Origin of the sequence: Blautia sp. RTP21359st1_E11_RTP21359_211015 (assembly GCF_040910705.1) — a bacterium.
GTDB classification, from domain to species: domain Bacteria; phylum Bacillota; class Clostridia; order Lachnospirales; family Lachnospiraceae; genus Blautia_A; species Blautia_A fusiformis.
The window spans coordinates 28,831-52,920 of record NZ_JBDGAB010000026.1; the positions used below are offsets into that span (position 1 = coordinate 28,831).

The 24,090-nt window shown below is 43.4% G+C and carries 21 protein-coding genes and 1 pseudogene; 1 reads left to right on the forward strand and 21 read right to left on the reverse strand.

Annotated elements, in window-relative coordinates:
- Positions 1 to 189 precede the first annotated feature (189 nt).
- Positions 190 to 1,479, forward strand: coding sequence for a D-alanyl-D-alanine carboxypeptidase family protein (locus AB5026_RS10405; protein ID WP_022426568.1), 1,290 nt, complete (start codon positions 190 to 192; stop codon positions 1,477 to 1,479).
- On the opposite strand, the gene AB5026_RS10410 is transcribed toward AB5026_RS10405, so the two are convergent.
- The 21 genes and pseudogenes from AB5026_RS10410 to AB5026_RS10510 form a co-directional block, all read right to left on the reverse strand.
- On the reverse strand, positions 1,456 to 2,412 hold the full coding sequence (locus AB5026_RS10410; RefSeq protein ID WP_021650273.1) for a 3'-5' exonuclease: 957 nt from the start codon (positions 2,410 to 2,412) through the stop codon (positions 1,456 to 1,458). The two genes, AB5026_RS10405 and AB5026_RS10410, sit on opposite strands and share 24 nt — an antisense overlap.
- A gap of 113 nt (positions 2,413 to 2,525) precedes the next feature.
- Positions 2,526 to 3,488 carry a nucleoside hydrolase gene (locus AB5026_RS10415; RefSeq protein WP_129975225.1) on the reverse strand — a complete coding sequence of 321 codons (963 nt, stop codon included), beginning with the start codon at positions 3,486 to 3,488 and terminating at the stop codon, positions 2,526 to 2,528.
- A gap of 404 nt (positions 3,489 to 3,892) precedes the next feature.
- Entirely contained in the window at positions 3,893 to 4,330 is a 438-nt protein-coding gene (locus AB5026_RS10420) for an Hsp20/alpha crystallin family protein (RefSeq protein ID WP_015526401.1), read from the reverse strand.
- A gap of 418 nt (positions 4,331 to 4,748) precedes the next feature.
- Positions 4,749 to 5,495 (reverse strand): YibE/F family protein, encoded by a 747-nt coding sequence (locus AB5026_RS10425; RefSeq protein ID WP_368213276.1) that lies wholly within the window; start codon positions 5,493 to 5,495, stop codon positions 4,749 to 4,751.
- Entirely contained in the window at positions 5,492 to 6,592 is a 1,101-nt protein-coding gene (locus AB5026_RS10430; protein ID WP_368213278.1) for a YibE/F family protein, read from the reverse strand. Before AB5026_RS10430 ends, AB5026_RS10425 begins: the two co-directional genes overlap by 4 nt.
- 195 nt (positions 6,593 to 6,787) lie before the next feature.
- Positions 6,788 to 8,260: a PTS transporter subunit EIIC gene (locus tag AB5026_RS10435; RefSeq protein WP_368213280.1), complete on the reverse strand. Its 1,473-nt coding sequence runs from the start codon at positions 8,258 to 8,260 to the stop codon at positions 6,788 to 6,790.
- Between the two features lie 113 nt (positions 8,261 to 8,373).
- Positions 8,374 to 8,853 carry a PTS glucose transporter subunit IIA gene (locus AB5026_RS10440; RefSeq protein ID WP_015526406.1) on the reverse strand — a complete coding sequence of 160 codons (480 nt, stop codon included), beginning with the start codon at positions 8,851 to 8,853 and terminating at the stop codon, positions 8,374 to 8,376.
- Positions 8,854 to 9,104: 251 nt separating this feature from the next.
- Positions 9,105 to 10,064: an aP2 domain gene (locus AB5026_RS10445; RefSeq protein WP_022426562.1), complete on the reverse strand. Its 960-nt coding sequence runs from the start codon at positions 10,062 to 10,064 to the stop codon at positions 9,105 to 9,107.
- Positions 10,065 to 10,139: 75 nt separating this feature from the next.
- Complete coding sequence (locus AB5026_RS10450) at positions 10,140 to 10,925, reverse strand: FctA domain-containing protein (protein ID WP_092072937.1); 786 nt, start codon at positions 10,923 to 10,925, stop codon at positions 10,140 to 10,142.
- Positions 10,926 to 10,932: 7 nt separating this feature from the next.
- A complete protein-coding gene (gene srtB / locus AB5026_RS10455; protein ID WP_092072940.1) occupies positions 10,933 to 11,706 on the reverse strand; it encodes a class B sortase in 774 nt (257 codons plus the stop codon).
- Positions 11,707 to 11,736: 30 nt separating this feature from the next.
- Positions 11,737 to 12,759, reverse strand: a complete 1,023-nt coding sequence (locus AB5026_RS10460) for an FctA domain-containing protein (protein ID WP_368213282.1) — start codon at positions 12,757 to 12,759, stop codon at positions 11,737 to 11,739.
- Positions 12,760 to 12,861: 102 nt separating this feature from the next.
- Complete coding sequence (gene lepB / locus AB5026_RS10465) at positions 12,862 to 13,407, reverse strand: signal peptidase I (protein ID WP_161209599.1); 546 nt, start codon at positions 13,405 to 13,407, stop codon at positions 12,862 to 12,864.
- Between the two features lie 42 nt (positions 13,408 to 13,449).
- Positions 13,450 to 13,779 carry a hypothetical protein gene (locus tag AB5026_RS10470; protein WP_161209597.1) on the reverse strand — a complete coding sequence of 110 codons (330 nt, stop codon included), beginning with the start codon at positions 13,777 to 13,779 and terminating at the stop codon, positions 13,450 to 13,452.
- Positions 13,780 to 13,790: 11 nt separating this feature from the next.
- Positions 13,791 to 15,560 (reverse strand): LPXTG cell wall anchor domain-containing protein, encoded by a 1,770-nt coding sequence (locus AB5026_RS10475; RefSeq protein ID WP_368213284.1) that lies wholly within the window; start codon positions 15,558 to 15,560, stop codon positions 13,791 to 13,793.
- Positions 15,561 to 15,741: 181 nt separating this feature from the next.
- Positions 15,742 to 16,884, reverse strand: coding sequence for a site-specific integrase (locus AB5026_RS10480; RefSeq protein WP_059086590.1), 1,143 nt, complete (start codon positions 16,882 to 16,884; stop codon positions 15,742 to 15,744).
- 360 nt (positions 16,885 to 17,244) lie between these two features.
- A complete protein-coding gene (locus tag AB5026_RS10485; protein ID WP_110925825.1) occupies positions 17,245 to 18,213 on the reverse strand; it encodes a PD-(D/E)XK nuclease family transposase in 969 nt (322 codons plus the stop codon).
- A 288-nt stretch (positions 18,214 to 18,501) separates the two neighbouring features.
- Positions 18,502 to 20,502 (reverse strand): CHAP domain-containing protein, encoded by a 2,001-nt coding sequence (locus tag AB5026_RS10490; protein ID WP_368213285.1) that lies wholly within the window; start codon positions 20,500 to 20,502, stop codon positions 18,502 to 18,504.
- A 607-nt stretch (positions 20,503 to 21,109) separates the two neighbouring features.
- A complete protein-coding gene (locus tag AB5026_RS10495; protein WP_015526420.1) occupies positions 21,110 to 21,751 on the reverse strand; it encodes a YitT family protein in 642 nt (213 codons plus the stop codon).
- A 341-nt stretch (positions 21,752 to 22,092) separates the two neighbouring features.
- Complete coding sequence (gene ttdB / locus AB5026_RS10500; RefSeq protein WP_021977663.1) at positions 22,093 to 22,725, reverse strand: L(+)-tartrate dehydratase subunit beta; 633 nt, start codon at positions 22,723 to 22,725, stop codon at positions 22,093 to 22,095.
- 20 nt (positions 22,726 to 22,745) lie between these two features.
- Positions 22,746 to 23,651, reverse strand: coding sequence for a L(+)-tartrate dehydratase subunit alpha (gene ttdA / locus AB5026_RS10505; protein ID WP_021651209.1), 906 nt, complete (start codon positions 23,649 to 23,651; stop codon positions 22,746 to 22,748).
- Between the two features lie 217 nt (positions 23,652 to 23,868).
- Positions 23,869 to 24,090 (reverse strand): annotated as a pseudogene (locus tag AB5026_RS10510) (SLC13/DASS family transporter); the annotation flags it as partial.

The following is a 24,090-nucleotide window of genomic DNA, read 5'->3' on the forward strand; positions in this document are numbered from 1 at the left end:
GTTTTTCCGGGAGGAAAGTGGTATACTACTACAGAATCTTGAGGGCAAAAATACAGCGTTTCATTAATACAATGCTATAATTAATGAAATACTGCACCTCATCACAAAACGGGCAAGTTTTTTCGGTTACTGATTCTCAAATGAATAATAACCTTCTCGCCCGGATTTATCACTGAAAGGTATCTTGTTATGAAAAATATGAAAAAACGATCCTTGCGCCGGATCTTTGCAGGCATTCTCGGCATAGGGATCCTGCTCACAGGCGCAGCTCCCTGCGCGGCGGCTGCCTATGGATACGATGAATATGGTGATCCTATCGTCACTGCCACACCGGTTCCTGATGGTCAGGCCGCAGCAGTCACGCCTGCTCACTCCAGCTATTATTCACAGGCTGCCGACACCGATTCCATTGACGGGTGGCCCAAAGGTCCCGGCATCGAAGCACAGGCTGCAGTCCTTATGGACGTAAATACAGAAGCCGTTCTTTATTCCAAAAATGCGGACACACAGCTCTACCCTGCCAGCATCACGAAGATCCTGACTACACTGCTTGCCTGTGAAAATCTGAATGCTAAGACAAACATTACCGTATCTGAAAAAGCTTCCACCAGTGTAACTGCCGGAGATTCCAGTATTTATGCTGCTCCCGGTGAAAAATTCACCAGGGATCAGGCCTTGATGGCTGTCATGCTCCAGTCCGCTAATGAAATGTCTGTCGCCGTTGCGGAAGAAGTTTCCGGCTCTGTAAAGAAATTCGCAGAACTCATGAACTGGCGCGCCAAGCTTTTTGGCTGCAAGAACACACACTTTAACAATCCCAACGGTCTTCCGGATGAAAATCATTACACCACAGCCTCCGACATGGCAAAGATCGCCAAATCCGCCTGGCTGAATCCTCTTTTCCGGCGATACTGCACCAAACGTTATTACGAGATCCCGCCTACCAATAAATTTGCGGAAGCCCGCCAGCTGCTCAATCATCACAAGATGATGAAAAACGGCGAATATTATTATGAAGGCGTCCGTGGCGGAAAAACAGGCTACACGGATGCATCCGGCAACACACTTGTCACCTACTGCAAACGAGGAAATATAACGCTGGTAGCCGTGATCTTGAATTCTACTTCCGCGGCAAATGCTTACAGCGATACCACTTCTCTTTTTAATTATGGTTTTGAAAATTTTGAAAAGGTGGATATGAAGGTGTCCATGGAGCCAGTCCCGTTTAAGGTACTCCCTTGTGACAAATATATCCTTAAGAATAACGGAAACACCTATCCGTTTTATTATCAGACAAAGGTTTATGTGACTCTTCCAAAAGGTATCAAAAAATCACAGCTTAACAAACGCCAGGCCGTTCTTCAGAATGCTGTCGGCCCACTGCGTCTGAAAAGCAAATATTATTATAAGAAACAAATGGTCGGATGGGGAATGCAATACGAACGAAACATCGTATCAGATCTTCTCCTGGCTTCGTAACATTTTCCTGCGGCGGAGAGATTCGTGCTTTTCACGGATCTCATCCGCCGCTTCTGTATCTTCTGCTCTCAGGGTCTTCACCCCGAAATATTTTCCCTCATCGGTTTTTCGGATCCGGATCTTTCCGGCAACAGGTCCATGCTCATGGCAAAGGGCAAGGCTGTAATACACCTTGGAATTGTTGGTACTGAACCAGCGGATCTTCCTCTTGGCAGGGCATCTGCAAATAGGACACATGGTACTTACCATGGTACGATCCTTCATCAGACGCTCCTTTGATACAAATTCCCTGGACACAAACTTGTCATGGTCTGTATAGGAAATATAGATCTCGCTGTCTCTGGATTTTGGATTCTGATATACATCCAGGGACGGATGGCGGATCATGCAGGCTTCATCGATCTCCAGGAGTATCCTGGCAGTATAGCTGGCATCTGCCAGTGCCCGGTGAAAATCCCGGTTTTTGGGAAGCTGCAGGTAGTCTGTAGCATATTCCAGGGAACGCCTGGATATTCCATCCTCGAATTTTATGCTGAAAAGTTTCTGCACATCGTAGTAATGCACCGGCCCTGGCATCAGCTTCAGAAGATTATAGTATTTCATATTGCGCTGAAGTTCCATCACATCCTGGTCTCCCCAGGTAAAAAAGCGATACTCCTCCCCGCACCATTCCAGAAATCTGCGGATCGCCCTTGGAAAAGGGATGCCTTTTTCCAGTTCATGATAATCCACGTGGATCACTTCATGGATACTGTCGTGGATCCAGTGGTACACTTTGGGCTTGATCAGGCACTGAAAGGTATCAACGATCTCTCTTTTTTCATTTAATTTTACTGCCCCGATCTCTATGATCTCAAACGGGAGCCGACTATCCGGATGTCTTCTTCCATCCGGATTCTGGTTCCATTCCAGGTCAAATACAATATAGTTCATGGGTTTTCTGTCCTCTTATCTGACAGTGTGCGCAGATATCCTTATAAAGATCAGGCACTGTGTTCTGCTCCTCTATATCTTATGAACGCAGCTGCTTCATGGTCTGATCCCGGTTATTTCCCGGTTCTGCATTCGGACACAGAATAAATCGCTTCAAACAGCTCCTGCTGGAAGCTTTCTGTATCTGCATCTGTCAGAATCATATCTTTCATTTCGTCTTCTTCGTGTAGCCACCAGCGAAAATCGCATAATGTAGCACCCCGTCCGGCACCGTCTGAACAATCCACATCCAGGAATACTTTTTCTGTTTTAAAGAACTCCGGATGGATGAGATACATAAACGGTACAGCAGCATGGATACTTGCCACGCAGCGATATTTGGAAAAGTTTTCAAGTACGTAGCCAGCCATATCTCCACAGGCTCTGGCTGCCGGATCACCGGACTGGCACAGCTTCATGATCTGGTTTCTGGTAAGATTACATTTCAGGGTAGCATCCAGTCCGCACATGATCAGTGGGATTCCGGAATCGAATACGATCTTTGCCGCCTCCGGATCTGCGTAGATGTTGAATTCCGCTGCCGGTGTGATGTTTCCGCCTTTTGCTGCGCCGCCTGTAAATACAATTTTTCTGATCTTATTCTTTATTTCAGGAAAAACCTTCAACAGAAGTGCAAGATTAGTCATTGGTGCAGTTTCGATCATTACTACCTGCTCGCCCTCAGGAATGGCATTCAGAATGTCACGTATAAAAAGCACTGCATTATCAGAAGCAGCCTCTGATTTTGCTTCCGGCAGTACGCAATGGCCAAGCCCTGTCTCTCCGTGGAATTCTTCCGCATAAATTGCCGCTTTCACAAGAGGACGGTCCTGGCCTCCTGCCACCGGAACCTTCAGTCCGTAAAAATCCACCAGCTCCAGTGCATTTTGGGTCACTCTTTCTATCCTGGTACTTCCTGCAGATGTCGTCACTGCAAGCAGCTCCAGTTCATCCTGATGTGCTGCCGCATATGCCAGTGCGATCCCGTCATCGATTCCGGGATCACAGTCCATGATAACCTTGATCTTATCTCCCATATATTCACCTCTGTAAAAACTCTTTCCCCAATTTTATAGTATTGCCGAATTTCCGCTGTTTACCTGTTCCAAGTATAACAGAGTGAGGAAAGAGTGTAAAGTTAATCAGAATTCGTTACTGTTCACTCCGTTCTCAGCAACACGCTTCGCGGAATATTACCAGTAAACAGTAATCAGAATTCACCTCTGTACTTCAGGCTGAAACGTAAAGAACCCCTCTGCCGGACATTGGCAGAGGGGTGGAAAAAAGGGGGTTATATTCATTTATATAAACAAATGCAATGTGCAATTTGGAGCTTTAATATTTGCAATATCCGTTTGGGTTGTTCCGGATATTGTTATTATGCTATATTCCATCACCCGGAGCTTGCAATCCAGTACCGGGGCTTCACAATAAATGCTGATCAATCAATAGAAACAAATTTCTTCTCTTCTGCTTCTTTCTTGGTCTCTTCCTTCGGGAAGGTTACATGAAGGATTCCGTTCTCATATTTCGCATGGATATCTTCATGCTTAATGCTCGAGCCTACATAAAAGCTTCTGTTGCAGGTTCCTGTATAACGTTCTCTGCGAACATATTTACCTTTATCATCCTTCTCGTCCTTCTTCTCTTCTCTGGTTGCCTGAATGTTCAGATAACCATTCTTCAGCTGGATCTTCACATCCTCTTTCTTAAATCCCGGAAGATCGATCTCCAGTTCATAATTGCCATCTACATCACGGATATCTGTCTTCATCATATCCTTCACCTGAGGATAAGCATTGGCAGCTGCCTGACGGCCTGTCGGATATCCCATAAAATCATCAAATAAATCTTCTCCGAAAATACTTGGCATTAACATAACTCATTCCTCCTGATCTATATTCGCTGCGTGCTGCGCAGGCGTTTTTAATTTACTGTTTCTGAAAACATCTGCAAATTCTGTAAGAACTTTCTCCGGAAGATTTCTTTTTTCTCTCTTCCTTTGTTCTGTATGTACTATAACACGCATTATTAGCACTGTCAAGAGGCGAGTGCTAATTTCACACTTTCTTCACATTTCACGTAATTTTACGATCCATTTTTCCGATACATATGTCTGAAGCGCCGAAGATAGAAGGACTCCCAGGATCAGAAATGGAACTGCCTGTAAAAACACTCCCATAAATACATAAATATAATAACTGCTTTCATAAAAGAGAGCCCACGTCTGCTGAATACAGGAAAGAACATCTGTATCGGGACCATGGATTCCGTATTCAGTGCAGTGGAGATATGCTTCATGAGATCTGTCGAATAATACATTTAATCGATACCGGGACGGTAATAAGGCAGGCTACCGCACCAGATAGCATGACTGCAACATCCTGGAATAGGAACTGGGAATTAAGAATGATCTCCAGGGTATATTGCTGTGTCTGAATGTATGAAAATAATAAAATAGTTCCTCCAAGATAAGCAAACAGCAACGTATTTACCGTTGTACCGATAATTTCTTTCCCAACCTGATAGCCGGAAGCTGTAAGCTCTTTCGCTGTCAGACTGTTTTTATGAGTCCAGACTTCATATACAGAAGATGTTACAGATAATGCTGTATCGATAACAGCCCCAAGAGTACTGAAAACAGTTACAAATATTCCTACATGAAGCATGTTAATATGAAGGTCCGTACTGTAATAATACATAAAATCGTCTTCCGAAATCTGCAACTCATTTAACCCGTAACTTCCTGATCTCCATGTAATAATATAAATCGGAATAAACAAAAGTAACATTACCAGCAGTGTAGCCAGAAAAGCCGCCCGCGTCTTTGGATTATTTCCATTCTGATAAAACAGAGAAATATAACAGACACCTGCACCTGCCACCAATATCAGGAGCAGTACAGGAAAACCGGCAGACATCAGCATAATTGAAAAAAACAAAATTACAATATTCCCCGCCAGTGTCATAATTGACATGGCTCCACGCTCTCCGCCAATCAAGATCACCAGAAAAATTAAAATCAATGCAAGAAAAATGATCATTCTCTGACACCCCTTTTCCGTGATGGTATTTTCATAATCGCTGAAGCAATAAAAACAGATACCGGTATTGCCAGTACAATTCCAATACTTTCTATCAGAAAACGACAGATATCATATGGAATGTGGTATCTCACGATCGTTACAAAGCTTATATCATTATTCATCTTAAGTATGAACATGGGAATCATGCCGCTTGCCAGAACAAACAGCAGTACATTTATCATGGTTCCCATAATATCATATCCGATTTCACGACCGGAATGTATCAGTCTTCTCAGAGAAACCGATGGATTTTTCCGCACGATCTCTCCTATTGCTGCGCTGATCGTCACCGTCACATCCATAATTGCACCAAGTCCTGTCAGCATAATATCTGCCCAGAATATATCTGCTGAATTGCCTGTACTTCCAAGGTATTCCAGATTGGAATAATCCAGATCTCCGTACATATAAATAGAAAATTCAAACAATGCCATGATCAGAAACAGAACACACAGTGTTGAAAGAACTGAGGAAAATGTTTTTCTATGAATTCCATTTAAGCAGATCAATGTAGTCAGTGAAAAAAGAACTGCGATGACATTACAGATATTTAAAATATTTTTCCCTTCTGTAAAAGCCTGAAATCCATACGCAAATATGACTGTATTCAGTATCAGTGATATGATCGTGTAAAATCCCTGCTTTCCTGTAATGCAGATCAGAAGAAAAAATAATCCTCCTGCCAGTAATGCCAGATACCCATCCCTTTTTACAGAACGTATCGTTTTTCCGGGGCTTTCCTTTGAACCGCTTAAAAGAACGGTGTCTCCTTTATGATATTTCTTGGTCTGAACCTGAGAAGATGTATATTCATTAGAGACCGTTATTTTTTCCCCTTTATGCGGACCGTTTAATATCCGTGCCGTAATATTCTGAGTATAGTAATATTCTTTTGAGCCCCTGGTTCCTTCTCTGCTCAGAGTCTGTTTTTCTGTTACGGAACATATTTTTGCCAGCGGTGTATGATAAAATTGGGAATTACTGCAGGTAAACAGAACAAAAATAATATATATGCCGGCTAAAAGATATTTTTTGTGAAATATGCAGGATTTCATTAACTTCTTTCCCCCTGTAGAAATATTGCAATTGTAAACGCACTGACCGGTTGCTTTTTATCGAAGTAACATTGTACGCTTTTTGAAAGTATCGGTCAATATAAGGTATACAAAAAAACAGCAGCAGAACCGTTTTCACAGTTCTGCTGCTGCCCCCATAATTATTTTAACAAATACCTGACTTCAAAAAAGCCATTATTTACAAAGCGCAGAAAATGCATCTGCAACAAACTGAACCTTGGTTCCGATAATAACCTGTACAGAAGTTTTTCCAGGTTTGATCACGCCTGCAACACCTGCAGATTTGATCACCTTATCATTTACAGCTGTAATATCCTTAACCTCAAGTCTCAGTCTTGTGATGCAGTTATCGATGCTTGTGATGTTCTCTTTTCCGCCACAGCCTTCCAGGATCTTCGCGGCAATAGCAGTATAGTCATCATTTGCAAGCTCGATATTCTTCTCTGCCTCAAGATCGTCATCGTCTTCTCTTCCCGGAGTCTTCAGATCAAATTTCTTGATGGCAAAAAGGAATACAACATAGAATACGATAAATGCTGCAATTCCAAGAGGAAGGATGAGCAATGTCTTCTGTGCTGCCGGAAGTGAGGATGAGAAAAGTAAATCCATCGCACCGGCGGAGAAGCTGAAGCCTGCACGGAAGCCAAGAGCAACTGTGATCATGGTAAAGATACCGTAAAGTAATGCATAGATCACATAGAGGCCAGGAGCAAGGAACATAAATCCAAACTCGAACGGCTCAGTTACACCACAGATAAATGCACAGATCGCTGCGGATGCAACAAGACCGATGGCAACTTTTTTCTTTGCAGGTTTCGCACATTTAACCATTGCAAGTGCTGCACCAGGAATACCAAACATCATACATGGGAAGAATCCGGACATGTACATTCCAAGGCTCCAGGATACATCTGCAGAGGTTTCACCTGCCCAGAAGTGCTGAAGATCACCAAGTCCGATGGTGTCAAACCAGAATACATTGTTCAGTGCGTGATGTAATCCGGTAGGGATCAGCAGACGGTTCAGGAATGCATAGATACCTGCACCAACAACATCCATACCTGCGATCGCTTTTCCTAATGCTACAAGTGCACTGAAAAGTAATGGCCATACAAACAGTAATACAACAGATACGATAATGGAAACCACTCCTGCGATGATCGCTACGCAGCGCTTGCCGCTGAAGAATGACAGCCAGTCAGGAAGCTTGGTGCTCTTGAATTTGTTATAGCATGTAGATCCGATGATACCGGCAAGGATTCCGATAAAAGGATTCGCAATTTTGTCAAATGCAAGAGTTTTTGTTGCACTGTCAGCGATTGATGGCATGATGGTTGTAACAAATCCTGTAGAAAGAAGTGTTGTGAGCATCAGCCAAGATGCAAGTGCAGCAATTCCGCCGGTTCCGTCATTCTTTTCTGACATACCGACACCAACACCGATAGCAAAAAGGATTGCCATGTTGTCGATCAGAGCTCCGCCTGCCTTAACCAAAAACAGACCGATCAGATTGGCTACGCCATGAATGTCTCCACCCTGCATGGTTGCCGGACATAACCAGTATCCGATACCCATGAGGATACCACAGATTGGCAGTACTGCCACTGGAAGCATTAACGCTTTTCCCAGTTTTTGAAGAAATTTCATATATTTCCCCTCCCTTAAAATAAATATATTTGACCGGATCACTCCGGTTATAACACCCCGAAAATTGCTACTATCTCCGGGCTGCTATAAGCCTGTCAGCTGCATGACGATGATCATGAAAGCTTGAGGACGGCTTCATCCGCCGAAACATCCCCCTCCTTCTGGAGGCTTATCTTTCCGTAATCATCTGTGTTGCAGATCAGAACCGGGATAATCGTGTTTAAACCGGCTTTCTCAATTTTGTCCAGATCAGCCTCTATCAGAAGGTCACCTTTTTTGACCTTGTCACCTGCTGCAACGTGCGCTTTAAAGGGTTCGCCCTTAAGTGTGACTGTATCCAGTCCGATATGTATCAGTATTTCCGCGCCCTGAGTGCTTGTCAGCGTAACTGCATGAAGAGTATCAAATACCATTGCCACCTCACCGTCTGCCGGAGCATATATCCTGCCGTCTGCCGGGATCACTGCAAAACCGTCACCCAGTACCTTGTCCGCAAAGACAGGGTCCGGAACCTCCGCAAGGGGAACCACTCTACCCTTGCAGGGTGCATAGATTAAATTTCCTTTATCTTTTCCTTTAAAAAATTTCAGCATATTCTCTTCCTCCCGTTATTTCACCACTTCTTCCGGTATTGATATCCGCGATGTCGATTTGTAAATATGTCTATATATTTTTTATCCGTTCCGGGTTTATATTATATATTTCGTATAATTTTCATTTTTTGATTTTTAGGCATGTGTATATATTAACCATTATTTCCGGTTTTGTCCACATTTTTATCGGTATTTTTCAAAAAAATAAGCTGTAGCACATTAACGCGACAGCTTATGTGAGAATATTCAGTTTACTTCAGCAGTTCTTTTTCTTTCATATTCGTTGTCACCTGAAACTCTCCGTTGATCCGTTGGATCTCGTATACCAGGGGATTATTTCTGGCCCAGCCGGGATCTTTTTCTGCCTGCCGGTTCCAGCTGTACCAGGCGCGGACAAAGCCTTCGTGGATGGTAGATTCCGCTTCCTGGCGGGCCTGGACCGCATCCTGATAATCCACAAAAGTTCCGATATAAAATCGTTTCCCCTTGAATCCGATGGTAGCACGGTATTTTCCATTCCGCAGCTGATAGACGCCACGGAATCCGCTGGTATTATCACTGCGGTGCTTTCTTTTTTCCAGCATCTCCACACAGGTTCCATCTACCATATGCAGCTGCCCGGGAAGCTCCTTCCATATCTCCTGTCTCAGACAGCCACAGCTTCTGTAATTACCATGAAGAAGGCCATCCTCTGTCACATCCACTTCATTTCCGCAGTCACACCGACAATGCCAAAACACAGAGCCCTTTTTGCTCCTTTTATCTGTATGATAGAGAGCAGTCAGCCGCCCGAAACGCTGTCCGCTGATGTCGGTGATCCCGCGACCTCTGACATAATGGCCGCAACCGCAGCTGGTACATTTTCCGGCTTTCAGGCTGTGTGCAGTGGAAATATGCATATTCCCGCAGTCACAGCGGCATTCCCACCTGGTCCTGCCGTTTTTACTTTCCAGTTTTTTTACTGCCACAAGTTTCCCGAAACGCCGGCCTGTAAGGTCTTCTGCCACCGGTCCTCTCTTGGCACTGTTTTCCGGAATACATCCACAGTCCTTTACAGTCCCACGCATCAGATGTCTGGTATTTACTTTTATCTCATTTCCACAATCACATCTGCACAGCCATACAACATACCTGTTTTCCCGCTCATCCAGTTTTTTCAGTACCGTCAGATGACCAAATCTCTGACCTTCCAGTTTAAGTCCGTTTGCCATCCTCTGTCCCTCACATTTCGTCAAAAAAAGCGATGCGGTAGAAATTTTTCCTGCCGCACCGCTGTCCGGATCCTGTTATTTATCCGTTTTCTTTTTTCTTCTGACAAATACTGCTGCCAGTAATACCACGCATCCGGAAACGCAGATCACTGCGATCCATTTTGCAATGTTTGTGTTATCTCCTGTTTTTGGCATAGCTTTTACATGACTGGAACCAGTATTTCCTGTATAGGAAGAAGTTCCCGTATAGGAAGAAGTTCCGGAAGCAGGCGGATTGCTGTCAGGTTTTATCGGCGTGTTCGTTATGGTCGCTGCCGGAGTTCTGGTCGGCACTGCAGTCGGAGTTTTTTCCGGAAGTGGTGTCGGTGTATTTTCCGGTACAGGTGTCGGCGTATCCACAGGATCGTAGGAATTCACAAAGCCGATATCCTGTTTCTCGCTGTTCATCTGTGCATCGGTATGTGCAGCCACAACTGCTTCCAGATCACCGGACTCTCCGTTCGTTACTGTTACTTTCACATAATAAACGGTATTGTCATAATGTCCGTTTTCCAGCTTTCCAGGCTGCTGGGAAACGCTGTAAGTGTATACGCCAGGAACAGCATATTCCACTGCAGGAAATTCTGCTTTCCCCGCACCTGTGATCGTGATCGTATTTTCTTCCGGCATGGGTGCTTCGTCCTCACCCTGAAGAATGATCGTATAAGTTTCGTCCGGAGATGGCTTCTCACCTGACAATTCCACGCTGACAGGAATCTTTACTTCCGCAACTCCAGCTGCCATAGCTGAAATCGGAAAAACTGTCAGGCACAGAACCGCAAGCAGGAGCACTGCCGGAAATTTTCGTATATTCGTCTTCATCCCCTCCTTACGTCTCCGGCGAATAAGGTTTCATTACCGCCAGAAGAACTGTTCTTGCATCTGTAAATTCCGAAGAGCAGGTTGACATTGCCAGTATCTGGGAAAAATCTTCGGACTTTCCAATGTTATCCATTGTCTGCTGATGGACATGTTCCGCGTTTTTTCTGACAAAATCCACAAGTCCGCTGGTGTCCGCCTGCCATTTTCCCGTTGCAAAAATAGACTCCTCAGATGCGGAAACCTGCATACATGCAAAAATTTCCAGCTTGTAGGAACGGTCAGGCAGAATCAACGTACCTGTGGTGCTTTTGTTGAAAAATTTCTTTTTTCTGTAAAGATCCAGATCTCCGAACATCTTATGCTCTGCCATGTGATGACCATACAGGAGAGAATATTTCCCCCGAAAATTCCTGTCACAGCCGGAATCCAGAAAGATACTTCCTGACAAAGCAAAATCACCGTATACATCGGTGTTGATGTAAGTCAGGTTATCTTCTCCCTGAAGGATCGGATAGTCGATCTTTGTGTGGTCCAGTGTGATCCATCCACAGACATCCGGATTGATTTTGCGGAGCTCTTCAAAAGAAGTGCCTCCGTCTTTCTGTTCCGGGTCGGGTTTCAGTTTTAAGAGCTGGGACTGGATGTCGTCCACAGCGCCATAGACCTGTGCGTTATCCCAGAGTGCATACCCGGAATACGCCGCCGCCAGGATCAGAAACAATGCTACAATGGCAGTAACCAGAGAGTTGGCTGCTTTCAGGAAAAACTTAGATGCGTTCATAATGCCTCCTCTCTGCTGCCTGGATGATCATTAATCTTCGTATTTACGTCTTCTGGTGATAAATACTGCACCTGCGATTACGATCACACCTGCGAATACGAGGATGTATGGGAGGGTTGTGAGGTTGATGCCGGTGTCGATGTTGTCACTGTTTTTATCGTTAGTGAATGCTGCTGTCTGCTCAGCTTTGCTTACTTCACCACTATTTCCTGACATTGTTGTAGTGTAACCATTGGTACTGTAGTCATCCTCAGCAACTGTATATGTCACACCATATGGGATGTTCCCCAAAGATGCAGTCTCTCCATCTGCCAAGTCAAACCCATATGTGCAACTTCCTTTTGTCCAATCTAAACTAGGATTTGTCTGACTGGTTCCTGCAACTGTTGCTGTAATATCACTTCTGACTTCTTTATTTTCAGGTTTTGTTAATGTAACTGTAAAATGGAATTTTTTATTTTTATCGCCTGAATTACCAGTAACTTTTTTAGTAACATTTAATGTTCCTGCGGAATATTTATTATCATTAAAGCTTGATGATTTTACATCTTTTCCGTCTTTTTCTGCATGAACACCTACCTGACGTATAAGCTTGCCATCTTTTCCGTTAATAACAGTAACAACTAATTTGATTTTATCTGTACGATAGGTAACTCCTGCTGTTTTTCCGTCAACTTCTTTCAGTTCATAACTATATTTACCTACATTGTTATATGTTGGTAAAGTGACAACGAACTCTCCTGATTTGCCTGCACCACCTTTAGAAAAAGTAACTTTTGCAACATAATTACTTTCATCACCTGATAATTTTTCAAGGTCTGGCGCTTCTGCAGCTTCACCATCTTCAACTTTTTTACTTTCCTGTGTTAAGTAAAATGTTTCAGCCGGAGATTCTGTTCCGTTATTCTCGAGTGTGTACTGCTTAGTAATTTTTACAGTTCCTACATCGCTTGGTAATTTTTCTTCTGTCTCTGCCGCAAACGCCGTACTTCCCATGGTAAACATGGTGGCTGCTGCGATCAAACATGCTAACAGTTTCTTTGTCTTTTTCATAAGAAAATCCTCCTAGAAATATAAATTTATTTATAAGCTCATAAAAAGCAGCTTATACATTTGTTGTTATGTTCTCTCAGAAATGAGAGAACCGTTACTTTTTTACAGTTCTCTTCTTCGGAGTATGGTGATCACTTTTGCTTTCACATCCTCTGTAGAAATGGGGCCGAATTCACGACTGTCTTTTGCATGAGTCCGGTAGTCTCCCAGAATAAACACACTGCCTTCCGGAACTGTATAGGGATATGTGATCCCTTCCTTTGCATATGTAGGAAATGCAATTTCTCCTGTCTGGGCTGTTCCGTTTACGAGAAGCGTTCCTGTGTCATCCATTGTGATCACATCAGTTTCGCATCCCAGGATACGCCCTACGTGAGTTTTGCCGTCGGCTTCATACACGACAACATCTTCTTTTTCAAGATTCTGTTCCAGCCGATAACCGATGAGAAGATCTCCGGCTTCCACTGCCGGGAACATTTCATTATCCGGTGCCTGGCCTATAAGAAAAACCTGTGTAAACAGCAGCCAGCCAACGGCCACGATCAACACGATCCGCCAGAAAAGACGGATGTAGCCTTCCTTTATTTCTGTAGAATATCTTCTTTTCCGGATTGTCTGAGAACAGGTTTGATCTTTTTCAGCACGCATCACCTCCGCACCTCTTCTCTGGAACTATATCCTGTGAACAGTTCAGACATTTGTATCCTGTCCGGTAGTCCCTCTTTCAGCAAGTTCCTTATATTTGCGAATCATGGCATCACAGCTTTTCTGATGGTCAGCGATCAGTGCATCATACCGTGCACGTTCTGCGCTTAAGGATGTTTCATAAATCTGATTCAGCTCTTCCAGCTTTTTCCAGAGATGAACTTCATCCACTCCGCCAAACAGCACCTTCCGAAACCTGACTGTCAGGAACCACTCTTTCAGTTTTTCGTGCTCATGATTTAACGCCTCTGTTTGTGGAAACTGCTCTGCTTTTGGCTCACGATTTCCTTTTTTCCCTGACTGTTTCTTCTTCATCACAACCGCCTTCAGCTCCAACGCTTCCTGCGCCCGAACAACAGTACACCCGCTCCGGTAGCCATAATACCTAACATCAGAATGTATGGTGTTGAGTTAAGATCCACGCCTGTGTCCGGAATGGCTTCTTTGTTGTTGGTGAATTCAACTTGATGCGCCACATTATTATCCATTCTCGAAATAGAGGTTATTTTCGCCTTGCTACTCTCAACAGAAGAATTACCGTCTATCTTATAGGAAGTCTTATATCTGCTACTATTATAATCATCCTCTATAATTATCACCGTTGCTCCAACCGGAACATCTGTCAATGTTATTGTCTCTTTATCAGACAGTGAAGTTTCTGCTGAACCTGAATACGGTTTATCACTGATTTTAAATGAAAGATCCGTATTTCCATTTTTTACAGAAACTGTAAAATGGAATTTTTTACTCTTATCTCCCATACTTCCGGTTACAAGCTTTTTAATATTCACTGATGTATAAAGCAGTGTGTAATGGGCGTAGAAGTTTACGGTACCGTCTGCCAACTCTGCGTCATTTGGTGAATATGGCCACCCTGCATCTAGGATTTTTGAGCTACTATCATTTCCTTCTGGATCCCTTTCCGGATACCATCCATCCAGAATGTAGGTTAATCCATTGACATCTTTTGTACTGCCTATCGCAACTTTTGTTGTTTTATCAACATAATCACCTGTTTTATAGTTTTTCGCATAAACCTGTGTGTAATCCGTCGCACCTGGCTCTTTTACCCAGAATTTTGCAGTAAATGCTTTTTTACTTTTTATACTTAATGCACAGTCTATATGGTACGGATATGTTCCACCGTTATCACGTGAAATTTTACGGGGAGTTAATTTAATTTCAAGAATATCTGATTTGTCAAGACTATCAATATCAATTCCCGTATCTTTACTGATTGTGTTTTTGTAATTCTCCCAGATTGAATTCAATATAAATGTAAAATATGAATCAGTAGTCGTATTTCCACTCTTTACTGTCCAAGTTGTGCCTGTACTTCCATCCGGCCATGAGACAATATACTTCGACACATTTGATTTAATATTCTTATTTTTGTAAACTGTATCTTCTACATAACCATCTTCCCAGGTTGCCCCATCTGTATTAATACTTCCTAAAGTGTTACTGGTTTCCGTTGATGGAGCCCATGCTCCTGTATCATTTGTCCATGGATCTCCTACCGGGTCAGAAAGATAATAAATCGCAGCTTTTCCAGAATATGCTGCTGGTGTTGTAGGTATAGGCGTCGCTGTTAGCCATAGCCATTTAGCCGCCTGCGCTTCCATCTCCACATCCTGCACCTCATCCGATGATGAATCCACATCTTCCGCCGGTGTCACACTCGGCTCTTCCGTAACTGTCGGCTCTTCCGGCAGCTCAGTTACAGTGGGGTCGGCGGGTTGTTCGGTGTCTTCGCCGGGTTCTGCAGATGGCTCTGTTGGTTCTTCTGTGTCTTCAGATGGAGCTTCGATAACATCTGCCGGTTCCTCTGTATTTTCATCTCCGGTTGTCACCGCAGGTTCTTCCGATTGCGATTCATCCACCGACTGCTCATTTTCCGCTTCTGTGGCTGTCAGCTCTTCTGCTTCCTCCTCTGATCCGGGCTGTACTGTTTCAGCATTTTCATTGGCTGTTTCACTGCTGGCCTCTACCGCAAACGCTGAGATGGAAACACTGCAGATCATCGCAAACGCAATACAGACTGCGAGGATCTTCCTCCACAGACGGTGTTTTCCAGATGAATGATTATGTATCATACTTCAAACCTCCTTCTTGTATGCTATGGCAGTCAAAAACAGGCACTGCTCATTACATGTCCATGCCGGTATTTCTGCTCTTTCGCAGAGCACAATACTCTGTGAAAGATTCCCTGCGATCCGTGTAAATTCAACGGTTCTTTCTTCTCTGACGGCGGTTTTTGACGGTTTATTAAAAAACTTAGGCTCCCGGAAATTCTTTTTCCACGGTATCTGCGATCTTCAGTTTTTCCATATTTTTACGTTTCAGGTTCATGGATGAATGTACATAACATTCCAGTGTGATCCGTGTGCTGGAGTGCCCCAGGATCTCCGAAAGACTGCGGATCTCAAATCCGGCCTCCACACACCGTGTCGCAAAACTATGCCGCAAAGTATGGAAATGAACATTTTTCAGATTACAATCTTTCGTATATTGCCTCATGCGATACTGCAGGGTTCTGGGCTCTAGGAAATACCCTGCTTTTCCGGTCAGAACATATGCTTCCAGATCATCTGCTCTCCATTTGTTACAGAGCTTTTCAATATCCTGGTTCATGGGGATTATCCTTACCGACCTTCCACTTTTAGGAACCCCGGTTATGATCCGGGTCCTTTCTTCACTTGCAGGATTGAGATTTTTCAGGCGCTGCATGGTATGACGTACAAAGATGACTTTATTTTCCAGAGAAATATCTTCCCATTTCAGAGCACATACTTCTCCGATGCGCAATCCTGTCAACAATGCCAGCAAAACCCCAAATTTACACGGATCCATGTCCTGTAAAAGATATTCCGTAAACCTTTTCTGTTCTTCACAGGTCAGCACACGCATTTCTTTTCGATCCTGCCTGGGGTATACGATATCCACCGGTTTTGCCAGTGGATTCTGCTTTGTTGTATAATTCAGAATGGAATGCAGCACGGAAAGGATATCCCGCACTGTTTTTGGTGACAATCCTCTTTCATGGACAAGCCTGTAGCTGAATTGTTCTACAAGTATTTCTGAAACAGCCTCTGAAAAATACTGCCCGAGATCAGGCCTGATATATTTTTCCAGGATCGTTGTATATTTTACAAAAGTGGATGGTTTCACGCTGCTTCGTTTCAGATACAGCCATTCATTACAGTAATCTGCAAAGCGATTCCGTTTTCCTCTCACGGGCAGAAGCTGATCATTCATCAGCGCATAACGTGCCTGATTGACCTTATCTCTGGCTTCATGATATGTTTTTCCGTAACAGTAGCCATAGTGTATCCTTCCGTTTATCCGATGCTCTTTGATATATCTGGCTTCCCATCGTCCGTCTTTTCTTTTGTAAATGTTTTCTCCTTTTCTGCTCATTGATCTTTCCTCCTGTTATGCTGAATCTTATAGTCTGTTCACAAATAAGAGTTTTTATCCGCCGGTCTTTTATCCTCTGACGATGACACTGACGGCGAATAGTGTCCTTTTTCGGACACCACAATATTTGCGCCCTATATTATCCGTAAAATATGGCGAAAAACCACGATAAAAAAGCCGGTTTTCAGGAACTTGCACCTTGAATTTCCGAAAAATTTATGGTATTTTTATAGAAACAGAGTATTGTGCTCTGTGAAATTTACCAACTATAATCTAAATAAATAAGCCGTTTTTTAAGCAAAAAAACTCCCTCACATATCAGTTTTTTCTGATATATGAGGGAGTTTCTGATCTTATATTTTATTTCTGTTCTTCAAGCTTTCTTTTTAACATCTGAATTTCTTTTTCCTGAGCTGCAATTTTCTCCTTTTGATTATCAATCTGCTCCTGCATCTGATCAACCATATACTTCACTGTGTTTCTGTCAAGAATCTTTAATTCCTCTGAATACATTTCCATCATCCCTTCCACATTCCGGCATATATTATATATGTGCTCGTACATGACCGTAAACTCCGGATATTTTTTTATTAATTTCACGATTACTTCCGGAGAATCCATACTCAAAAATGCCAGCCATGCATCCAGTTTATCTGTGATACCTTTATTGTGCATATTCTCACGAAAGATGTCAAGCGGAAGAAATACATATTTCTGAAGCAGATTAAGTTCCAATCCTGTATCTGATCTCTGTTGAAAAATATGGCAGTATCTATCTTTATATTTATGAAAATCTCCTGTACTTTTATCAATCAGTACAATTGTATATACACTTTTTATATCCTTATAGGAAAAATTCTCTTTTCTGGTACTTCGGGCATTTTTATATTGCCTTAATAATAGATCAGAAGAATAACATGCGCATCTTTCCCCAGGAAAAGCGTAACCTATTTTTTGCACTTCCACGTTACAATATGAACCATCATCAAATCGTACCAGAATATCCATGATCAAAAGAGACTGCTCATCTGCCAGTCTTGTAGAATCTCCTGGTAAAACTTCGATAATTTTCACCTTTCTCTGAAGCAATACTTCAAGAAAATCCTCTAATCTTTCCGGTACTGTTTCCGGATTCATAATTTCCTTAAAAAATGCATCATACAGCATTTTCACCCCCTTCACTCCCGTACAGAAATCCAGAAATTCCTCTCGCTGTTCTTCTTTCCAGCTATAAAATCTCTCTGTCAGATTTATGTTCTGCTGAATGTCCCGCAAAATCTCCTCGCGGGTTCTTATCATTGGAAAATAAGCCTTTAATTTCGTATTCAATTAATCTTCTCCTTGTCTGATAAAAATGGAACTTTCGTTTCAGATCTGAAACATCTGTGAATGCCATACGGCTAGAATAAGTCTTATAAGATACTTATAGAATATCATATTTTTGTCTTACATCCAAGATTTTTCCTTCCTGTTGTTTCTCTGTATTTCGACACAATATTTTATGGCAATCAACCAGATACGGCGCAGACTACAAATATCCTTCTGCAAAAAAACTCCCTCACATATCAGTTTTTTCTGATACATGAGGGAGTTTCTGATTTATGACTGATCTATGATCTATTTTGCTTTATAACGGTAAACGGTTTTTACTGCTGTGCTGTCTTTACCGGTTGTCCAATCACTTTCGGAGGTTGTGGTCTGAGTCTGGAGTTTTTTGTTCTGGTACTGGTTCATGCGGTACCAGGCCTGGCCTCTGGCTCCGTGGCTTCCGTAGGCGCCGTTACAGGTAGTTCCGCTGGAGCACCATACCCGGCTGCCGTTCCCGTTCCAGTTCAGCAGATAATAGGTAATACTCGGGTCATCTCCATCTGCGCCGGAAGCAGCTACGGTTACCTGACTGGCTGCCACACTGTCAAAATGTACATAAGATCCCGTCTGTGCGAAGTTTACATTCTTTCCGGTATTCGGTCCGCAGAAATGATAGTAATAATAGCCCACCAGCTGTCTGGAAGCAGATGTCTCCAGTGGTCTTACAGACTCATAAACACCACCATCGTTGACATAGCTGGAGGTTGTTTTCTGATAGGTGTGTTTATACTGGATCGTATATTTATCGGAAGTAATATTCTTGGGAAGCGTATCCACATAAACCCAGTTTTTAGGTTTCGCCTTGATCTTAAAGGTCTTTGTTACGGTTCCGCTGTAATTCCCCTTAAACTTCACCGTTACCTTATAAGTACCAACATTTTTTCTTCCACGGGAATATGACACCTTATAATTGCCGGAACTGATGGTTTTTTTATTCGCACCGGTTACTTTTACCTTCGGTGTTTTTACTTTTCCGTCATATGTATAGCTTGTGGCAGAAAGCTTTATTGTCTTCGGATAATAGATGGTTTTCTTTCCGGTCACTGCACCGCAGGAGCAAAGATACTGCACATATCCGTTCCTGGATGTAGTTGCTTTCTTCACCTGTTTTTTGTAGCTGTGTTTATGAGCTTTTCCGGTGATCTTAAAGGTTTTTATAACGGTTCCCGAGTAATTGCCTTTAAACCGAACTGTTACCCGATAAGTTCCAACATATTTTCTTCCGGCAGAATAGGTAACTGTATAGTTGTCTGCACTGATCACCCTGTTGTTGCTGTCTGTAACCTTTACCGTTGGCTTTTTTACTTTTCCATTATAAGTATAGCTTGTTCTGGAAAGCTGTATTTTTTTCGGATAATAGATGATCTGTTTATTCTGTATACTTCCGCAGCTGCACTGCTCCTGTGTATATCCGTTGGCAGTGGTGGTTGCCTTTACTGTTACTCTCTGATAGTTATGTGTATGTGTGACCGGAGCTGCCTGGACAGTGAAATTCACAGAATCCGAAAATGTATATGCATACTGTGCATGATTCACAGATGCCACCGCTACCCTGTAATTCCCCGCCGGCAATGTGCAGGACCAGCTTGTTCCATTCACTCCATACTGAAATTGCGTCGGATTGGATTCTCCTGCTTTATACACATATACATCATAATATCTGGCATAGCTTGTTGCATTCCAGGAAAACGTTGTGGTCTGATTCGCTTTTCCCGGATTCACACTCACATATGGCTTGCCCGGTACACGAACGCCCGGATAGATAAAGCCAAGCAGCACCTTGTTGGAATCATAAGGGCGCCTTCCTCCGACTGCATTGGTCAGTGTATATCCATATGCAACTCCATGAGAGGAAGTCTGATCTTTGTCCGTTCTTCCTCCCTCATCTACCGTAAATCTGTTGTTTCCAAGATTAGCTGTTACATAAGCAACATGTCCGTAATAATCTCCGCTCCATACAGCAATAGAACCGGGAACAGGCTCATTTCCTACTGCATAGCCCTGATTGATAGCATTTTGCCACCAGCTTACCGCATTTCCCCATGCAGGCAATGCGATTCCCTGTCTGTCATACACGCACTGCCATGCAAAGCGTGTGCAGGGGATCTCGTATAAGCCATCTCGATCCACATCCTGTGTTGTAGGATAAGGATTACCTGCTGCTGTTACCGTTGCTGCAGGTACCGCACTGAAGGCAGTTACTGCGGACAGCGCAAGGACCATCAATTTTTTCAGAAGCTTCTTTTTCATAGTTTTCTCCTTTCCTGCGGTTTCATCCTTCTTAACAGACAAGTCTGATCTGGCATGTCTTCTACGATGAAAATGTTCTGCATGTTTATTACTCTTGTTTCATATTTTATCTCTGTCTGGCAAATTTATGATACCTTTATTGTGCATACTCTCACGGAAGATGTCAAGGTAAAGAGATCCAGTCAAGTGGATATTCGCATCGGTAATTTTTTTCGGCCACTTACTGCAAAATCAGCCTTTCCTCCCAGCTATCCAGCGAAGCACTGATAGCTCATCCAACTCCCGAGCAGCCACACTACCCTACCGCCCTGAAAAGCCAGCCCGTGAGGCGTATGCTGCCTGTCGCCGGACTCTGCAGGAGGGGAGCTGATTCTTGGCTGGCGGAAATCTGCGTTGTTTTACAAAGGTCCGCTGTCTGAGCGGCTGCAAGACGCGAGTTCGGACTTTTGTAAAACGCTTTTAGCAGATTCCCGGCAGCCTAGAAGCCAGCCCCCGACGAAGCCCCGGCGGCAGGCAGCACACGCCTCACGGGCGTCCCTTTTCACCAAAAAAAGCCGAACCAGCCACATCCCGCAGCCAGTTCAGCTCACCCCATACAACTACAAACTCACTCACCATCAACCCAGGCAAGCAGCTTCCCGGTAAAAACCCTATTAAAGAAATGGATCACCGGTCCCAGCCCAAAAGCCGTCACCAGTGTACCAATACCCACAACACCACCAGTCAGATAACAGATCAGCGCACAAAGCACATCATTAGACATCCTGTGCCAGAAATAAGGAATCTTCGGCCATCTCTCTGTCATGATCAGCGAAAGACTATCATAAGGCGCAACCCCCTCATCCGGCATCTGATACATCGACAGTCCCAGACAGCAGATCACAACACCCACACACAGTGCCACCAAACGTACCGGCAGCGCCACAAGCTCCAATCCAAAAACACCAGTATAAATATTATAAAAGAAAGTAGTAATATAAGCCAGACAAACCGCATTCACAACCGTACCGATCCCCAGGAACCTTCTGCCAAAAGCAATCTCAATGATCAGCAGCACAATATTTACAATCAGCTGGAAATTACCATACGCCATACCAATCATATCCGCAACCGCCATATTCATTCCACTGAACGGATCCGTTCCAAGCCCGGCAAGCTTGAAAATTCCAATCCCCATACCTGCAAAAACATTTCCGATACACATGATCAGAACATGCTTCCAGTTAATGTTCTTCAAAAAATCCCCCATAAACCTCATACCTCATCCTCTCTGAAAATATTGTCAGGCAGATATCCACGATCCACCTTCACTGCGCAAGATCCATACCAGATAATACCTTAATAACCAGCCTGCTGCAACGCTTATATTCTATCACACCCCCTCACCCCTGTAAAACATAAAAACCCCAAGAAACAACAAAAAGCAACAAAAAAAGACATCCTGTAGACCACATTATATGATCTGCCGGACATCTCTCTTTTTTATATCACGCTGTTAATTCAATTTCACAATCACCAGTCACTCCCGAAGCTCTCATGGCAGAGCCTCGTTATTTCAGATATCCCGAAAAATTTTTTCAATATCCAATATTATTTAATGAACTTAACCTCAGGATAAATTGCCTGCTTGGCAGCCTCTTTACGCTCATTAAATACAACCTTGTTCTCCTCAAACAGGTTACGTCCTTGTGCATCGATAGATACGATCAGCGGCCCAAATTCTTTAACCTTGTTGCACCATAAAGTCTCAGGCATACCAAGCTCATCCCAGTGATGCTCAACAATCTTCTCAACCTCTGTAGCAGCCACAACTGCACATCCAGCCGGGAAAACACAGTGGATCGCACCGAACTCTTTACAAGCACGCTCCGTATTCGGGCCCATACCACCTTTACCAACGATCACTCTGACACCAGTCAGTTTTGTAAACTCATACTCGAACTTCTCCATACGCATGGAAGTTGTCGGTCCTACAGAAACCATTTCATAATCATCCTCTGTACCCTCGATCTTACGAACGATCGGGCCGGCATGGAAAATCGCTTTGTTGCGGATATCATACGGAAGCTCTCTTCCATACTCAACCAGACGACGGTGAGCAACGTCACGGCAGGTCATCAGATCTCCGTCCAGCCATACAATATCGCCGATTTTGATATCAGCCAGGTCTTCTGCGCTTATAGGTGTAATAAGAACTTTTTTATCTCCTCTGATTTCGATCATGATTTTTCCCTCCGTTTATATTAAGCATTAAATTTCCATGTGGAATGAGTATCACAGGTTACTGTAAGATCCGGATTTACAACCAGATGTCCACGACGGTGGGACCAGCATCCAACATTTACTGCAACACCGATGGTAGATGGATGTCGTGCAGTATTCTCAATGTTAACACCCATTACAGAATACTTTCCGCCCATACCCTGCGGTCCAAGGCCGATGGCATTGATACCATCCTCGAGAAGCTTCTCCATTTTTGCTGCGTTTGCGTTATCGTTGTGAGAACCGATCGGACGCATCAGCGCTTTCTTGGAGTTCAGAGCAGCTGTCTCTACAGATGTTCCTACACCAACACCAACAAGAAGTGGAGGACACGCATTCAGTCCGTAGGTTGTCATCTGATCAAGAACGAAATCTGTAATACCTTCATATCCTGCCCCCGGCATCAGAACCATTGCTTTTCCCGGAAGGGTACATCCGCCGCCTGCCATATATGCGTAGATCTCACATTTATCGCTGTTAGGAACAATATCCCACCATACAGTCGGGGTTCCTTTACCAACGTTTTTCTTTGTGTTGTACTCATCAAAAGTCTCAACGGAATTATGTCTTAACGGTGCTGCAAAAGTAGCCTGAACAACAGCATCTTTCAGAAGTGCTTCCAGCTCATTGATATACGGGAAATTTGTTCCGCATTTCAGCCAGAACTGAAGAACACCTGTATCCTGACAGCTTGGACGGTTCAGCTCTACAGCAAGACCCTGGTTCTTTGTCATTGTCTCATAAAGAACCTTTGGAAGTGCAGCTGTTTCCTGTGAACCAAGCTCTTCAAGTTTATTAACTACGTCATCCGGTAATTTTTTTCCAATATGGGCAACAAAATCTGCTACCATGTCTGTTAATACTTTAACTCCATTTTCCTTAGTCATGATTTACCTCCTGATATGGTTCGATGGTTTAATGTTTTTTAGTTACATAGGTTTTTGTTGGTTGTTTCATCATTAATTTTGGCTGATTAATGGTTAAGATGGCTTTTTTGGCTTATTTATCATTTCTCCTTCACTGTATGGTCAGTGCAGAAGGGAATGAACTTAATTAAAAGTGTTGCTGGTCACAAAGTGAACAGTAACTCAAAAGTTTCTCTCCTTACGGATAGAACGGAAACAGGATCGGTAACAGAATCATACAGATCACAAAGGATACCAGGATCAGCGGCAGACCGGATTTCACATAGTCCTTGAATTTGTATCCTCCAAGACCGACTACCATGGTGTTTGCCGGCATACCGATCGGTGTTGCATATGCACAGGAACCTGCGATAACAGTTGCGATAACAACGGCTCTCGGATCTGCTCCGAGGTTGTTTGC

Coding starts and splice junctions, on each gene's coding strand:
- AB5026_RS10460 (WP_368213282.1), bottom strand. CDS start 12,759: ATGAAAAAGACAAAGAAACTGTTAGCATGTTTGATCGCAGCAGCCACC.
- AB5026_RS10435 (WP_368213280.1), bottom strand. CDS start 8,260: ATGAAATTTCTTCAAAAACTGGGAAAAGCGTTAATGCTTCCAGTGGCA.
- AB5026_RS10410 (WP_021650273.1), bottom strand. CDS start 2,412: ATGAACTATATTGTATTTGACCTGGAATGGAACCAGAATCCGGATGGA.
- AB5026_RS10490 (WP_368213285.1), bottom strand. CDS start 20,502: ATGAAAAAGAAGCTTCTGAAAAAATTGATGGTCCTTGCGCTGTCCGCA.
- AB5026_RS10445 (WP_022426562.1), bottom strand. CDS start 10,064: ATGGCAAACGGACTTAAACTGGAAGGTCAGAGATTTGGTCATCTGACG.
- ttdB (WP_021977663.1), bottom strand. CDS start 22,725: ATGATCGAAATCAGAGGAGATAAAAAAGTTCTTATTACACCTATAAGC.
- AB5026_RS10450 (WP_092072937.1), bottom strand. CDS start 10,925: ATGAAGACGAATATACGAAAATTTCCGGCAGTGCTCCTGCTTGCGGTT.
- AB5026_RS10425 (WP_368213276.1), bottom strand. CDS start 5,495: ATGATCATTTTTCTTGCATTGATTTTAATTTTTCTGGTGATCTTGATT.
- ttdA (WP_021651209.1), bottom strand. CDS start 23,651: ATGACTAAGGAAAATGGAGTTAAAGTATTAACAGACATGGTAGCAGAT.
- AB5026_RS10440 (WP_015526406.1), bottom strand. CDS start 8,853: ATGCTGAAATTTTTTAAAGGAAAAGATAAAGGAAATTTAATCTATGCA.
- AB5026_RS10415 (WP_129975225.1), bottom strand. CDS start 3,488: ATGGGAGATAAGATCAAGGTTATCATGGACTGTGATCCCGGAATCGAT.
- AB5026_RS10495 (WP_015526420.1), bottom strand. CDS start 21,751: ATGGGGGATTTTTTGAAGAACATTAACTGGAAGCATGTTCTGATCATG.
- AB5026_RS10480 (WP_059086590.1), bottom strand. CDS start 16,884: ATGAGCAGAAAAGGAGAAAACATTTACAAAAGAAAAGACGGACGATGG.
- AB5026_RS10475 (WP_368213284.1), bottom strand. CDS start 15,560: ATGATACATAATCATTCATCTGGAAAACACCGTCTGTGGAGGAAGATC.
- lepB (WP_161209599.1), bottom strand. CDS start 13,407: ATGCGTGCTGAAAAAGATCAAACCTGTTCTCAGACAATCCGGAAAAGA.
- AB5026_RS10470 (WP_161209597.1), bottom strand. CDS start 13,779: ATGAAGAAGAAACAGTCAGGGAAAAAAGGAAATCGTGAGCCAAAAGCA.
- AB5026_RS10430 (WP_368213278.1), bottom strand. CDS start 6,592: ATGAAATCCTGCATATTTCACAAAAAATATCTTTTAGCCGGCATATAT.
- AB5026_RS10420 (WP_015526401.1), bottom strand. CDS start 4,330: ATGTTAATGCCAAGTATTTTCGGAGAAGATTTATTTGATGATTTTATG.
- srtB (WP_092072940.1), bottom strand. CDS start 11,706: ATGAACGCATCTAAGTTTTTCCTGAAAGCAGCCAACTCTCTGGTTACT.
- AB5026_RS10405 (WP_022426568.1), top strand. CDS start 190: ATGAAAAATATGAAAAAACGATCCTTGCGCCGGATCTTTGCAGGCATT.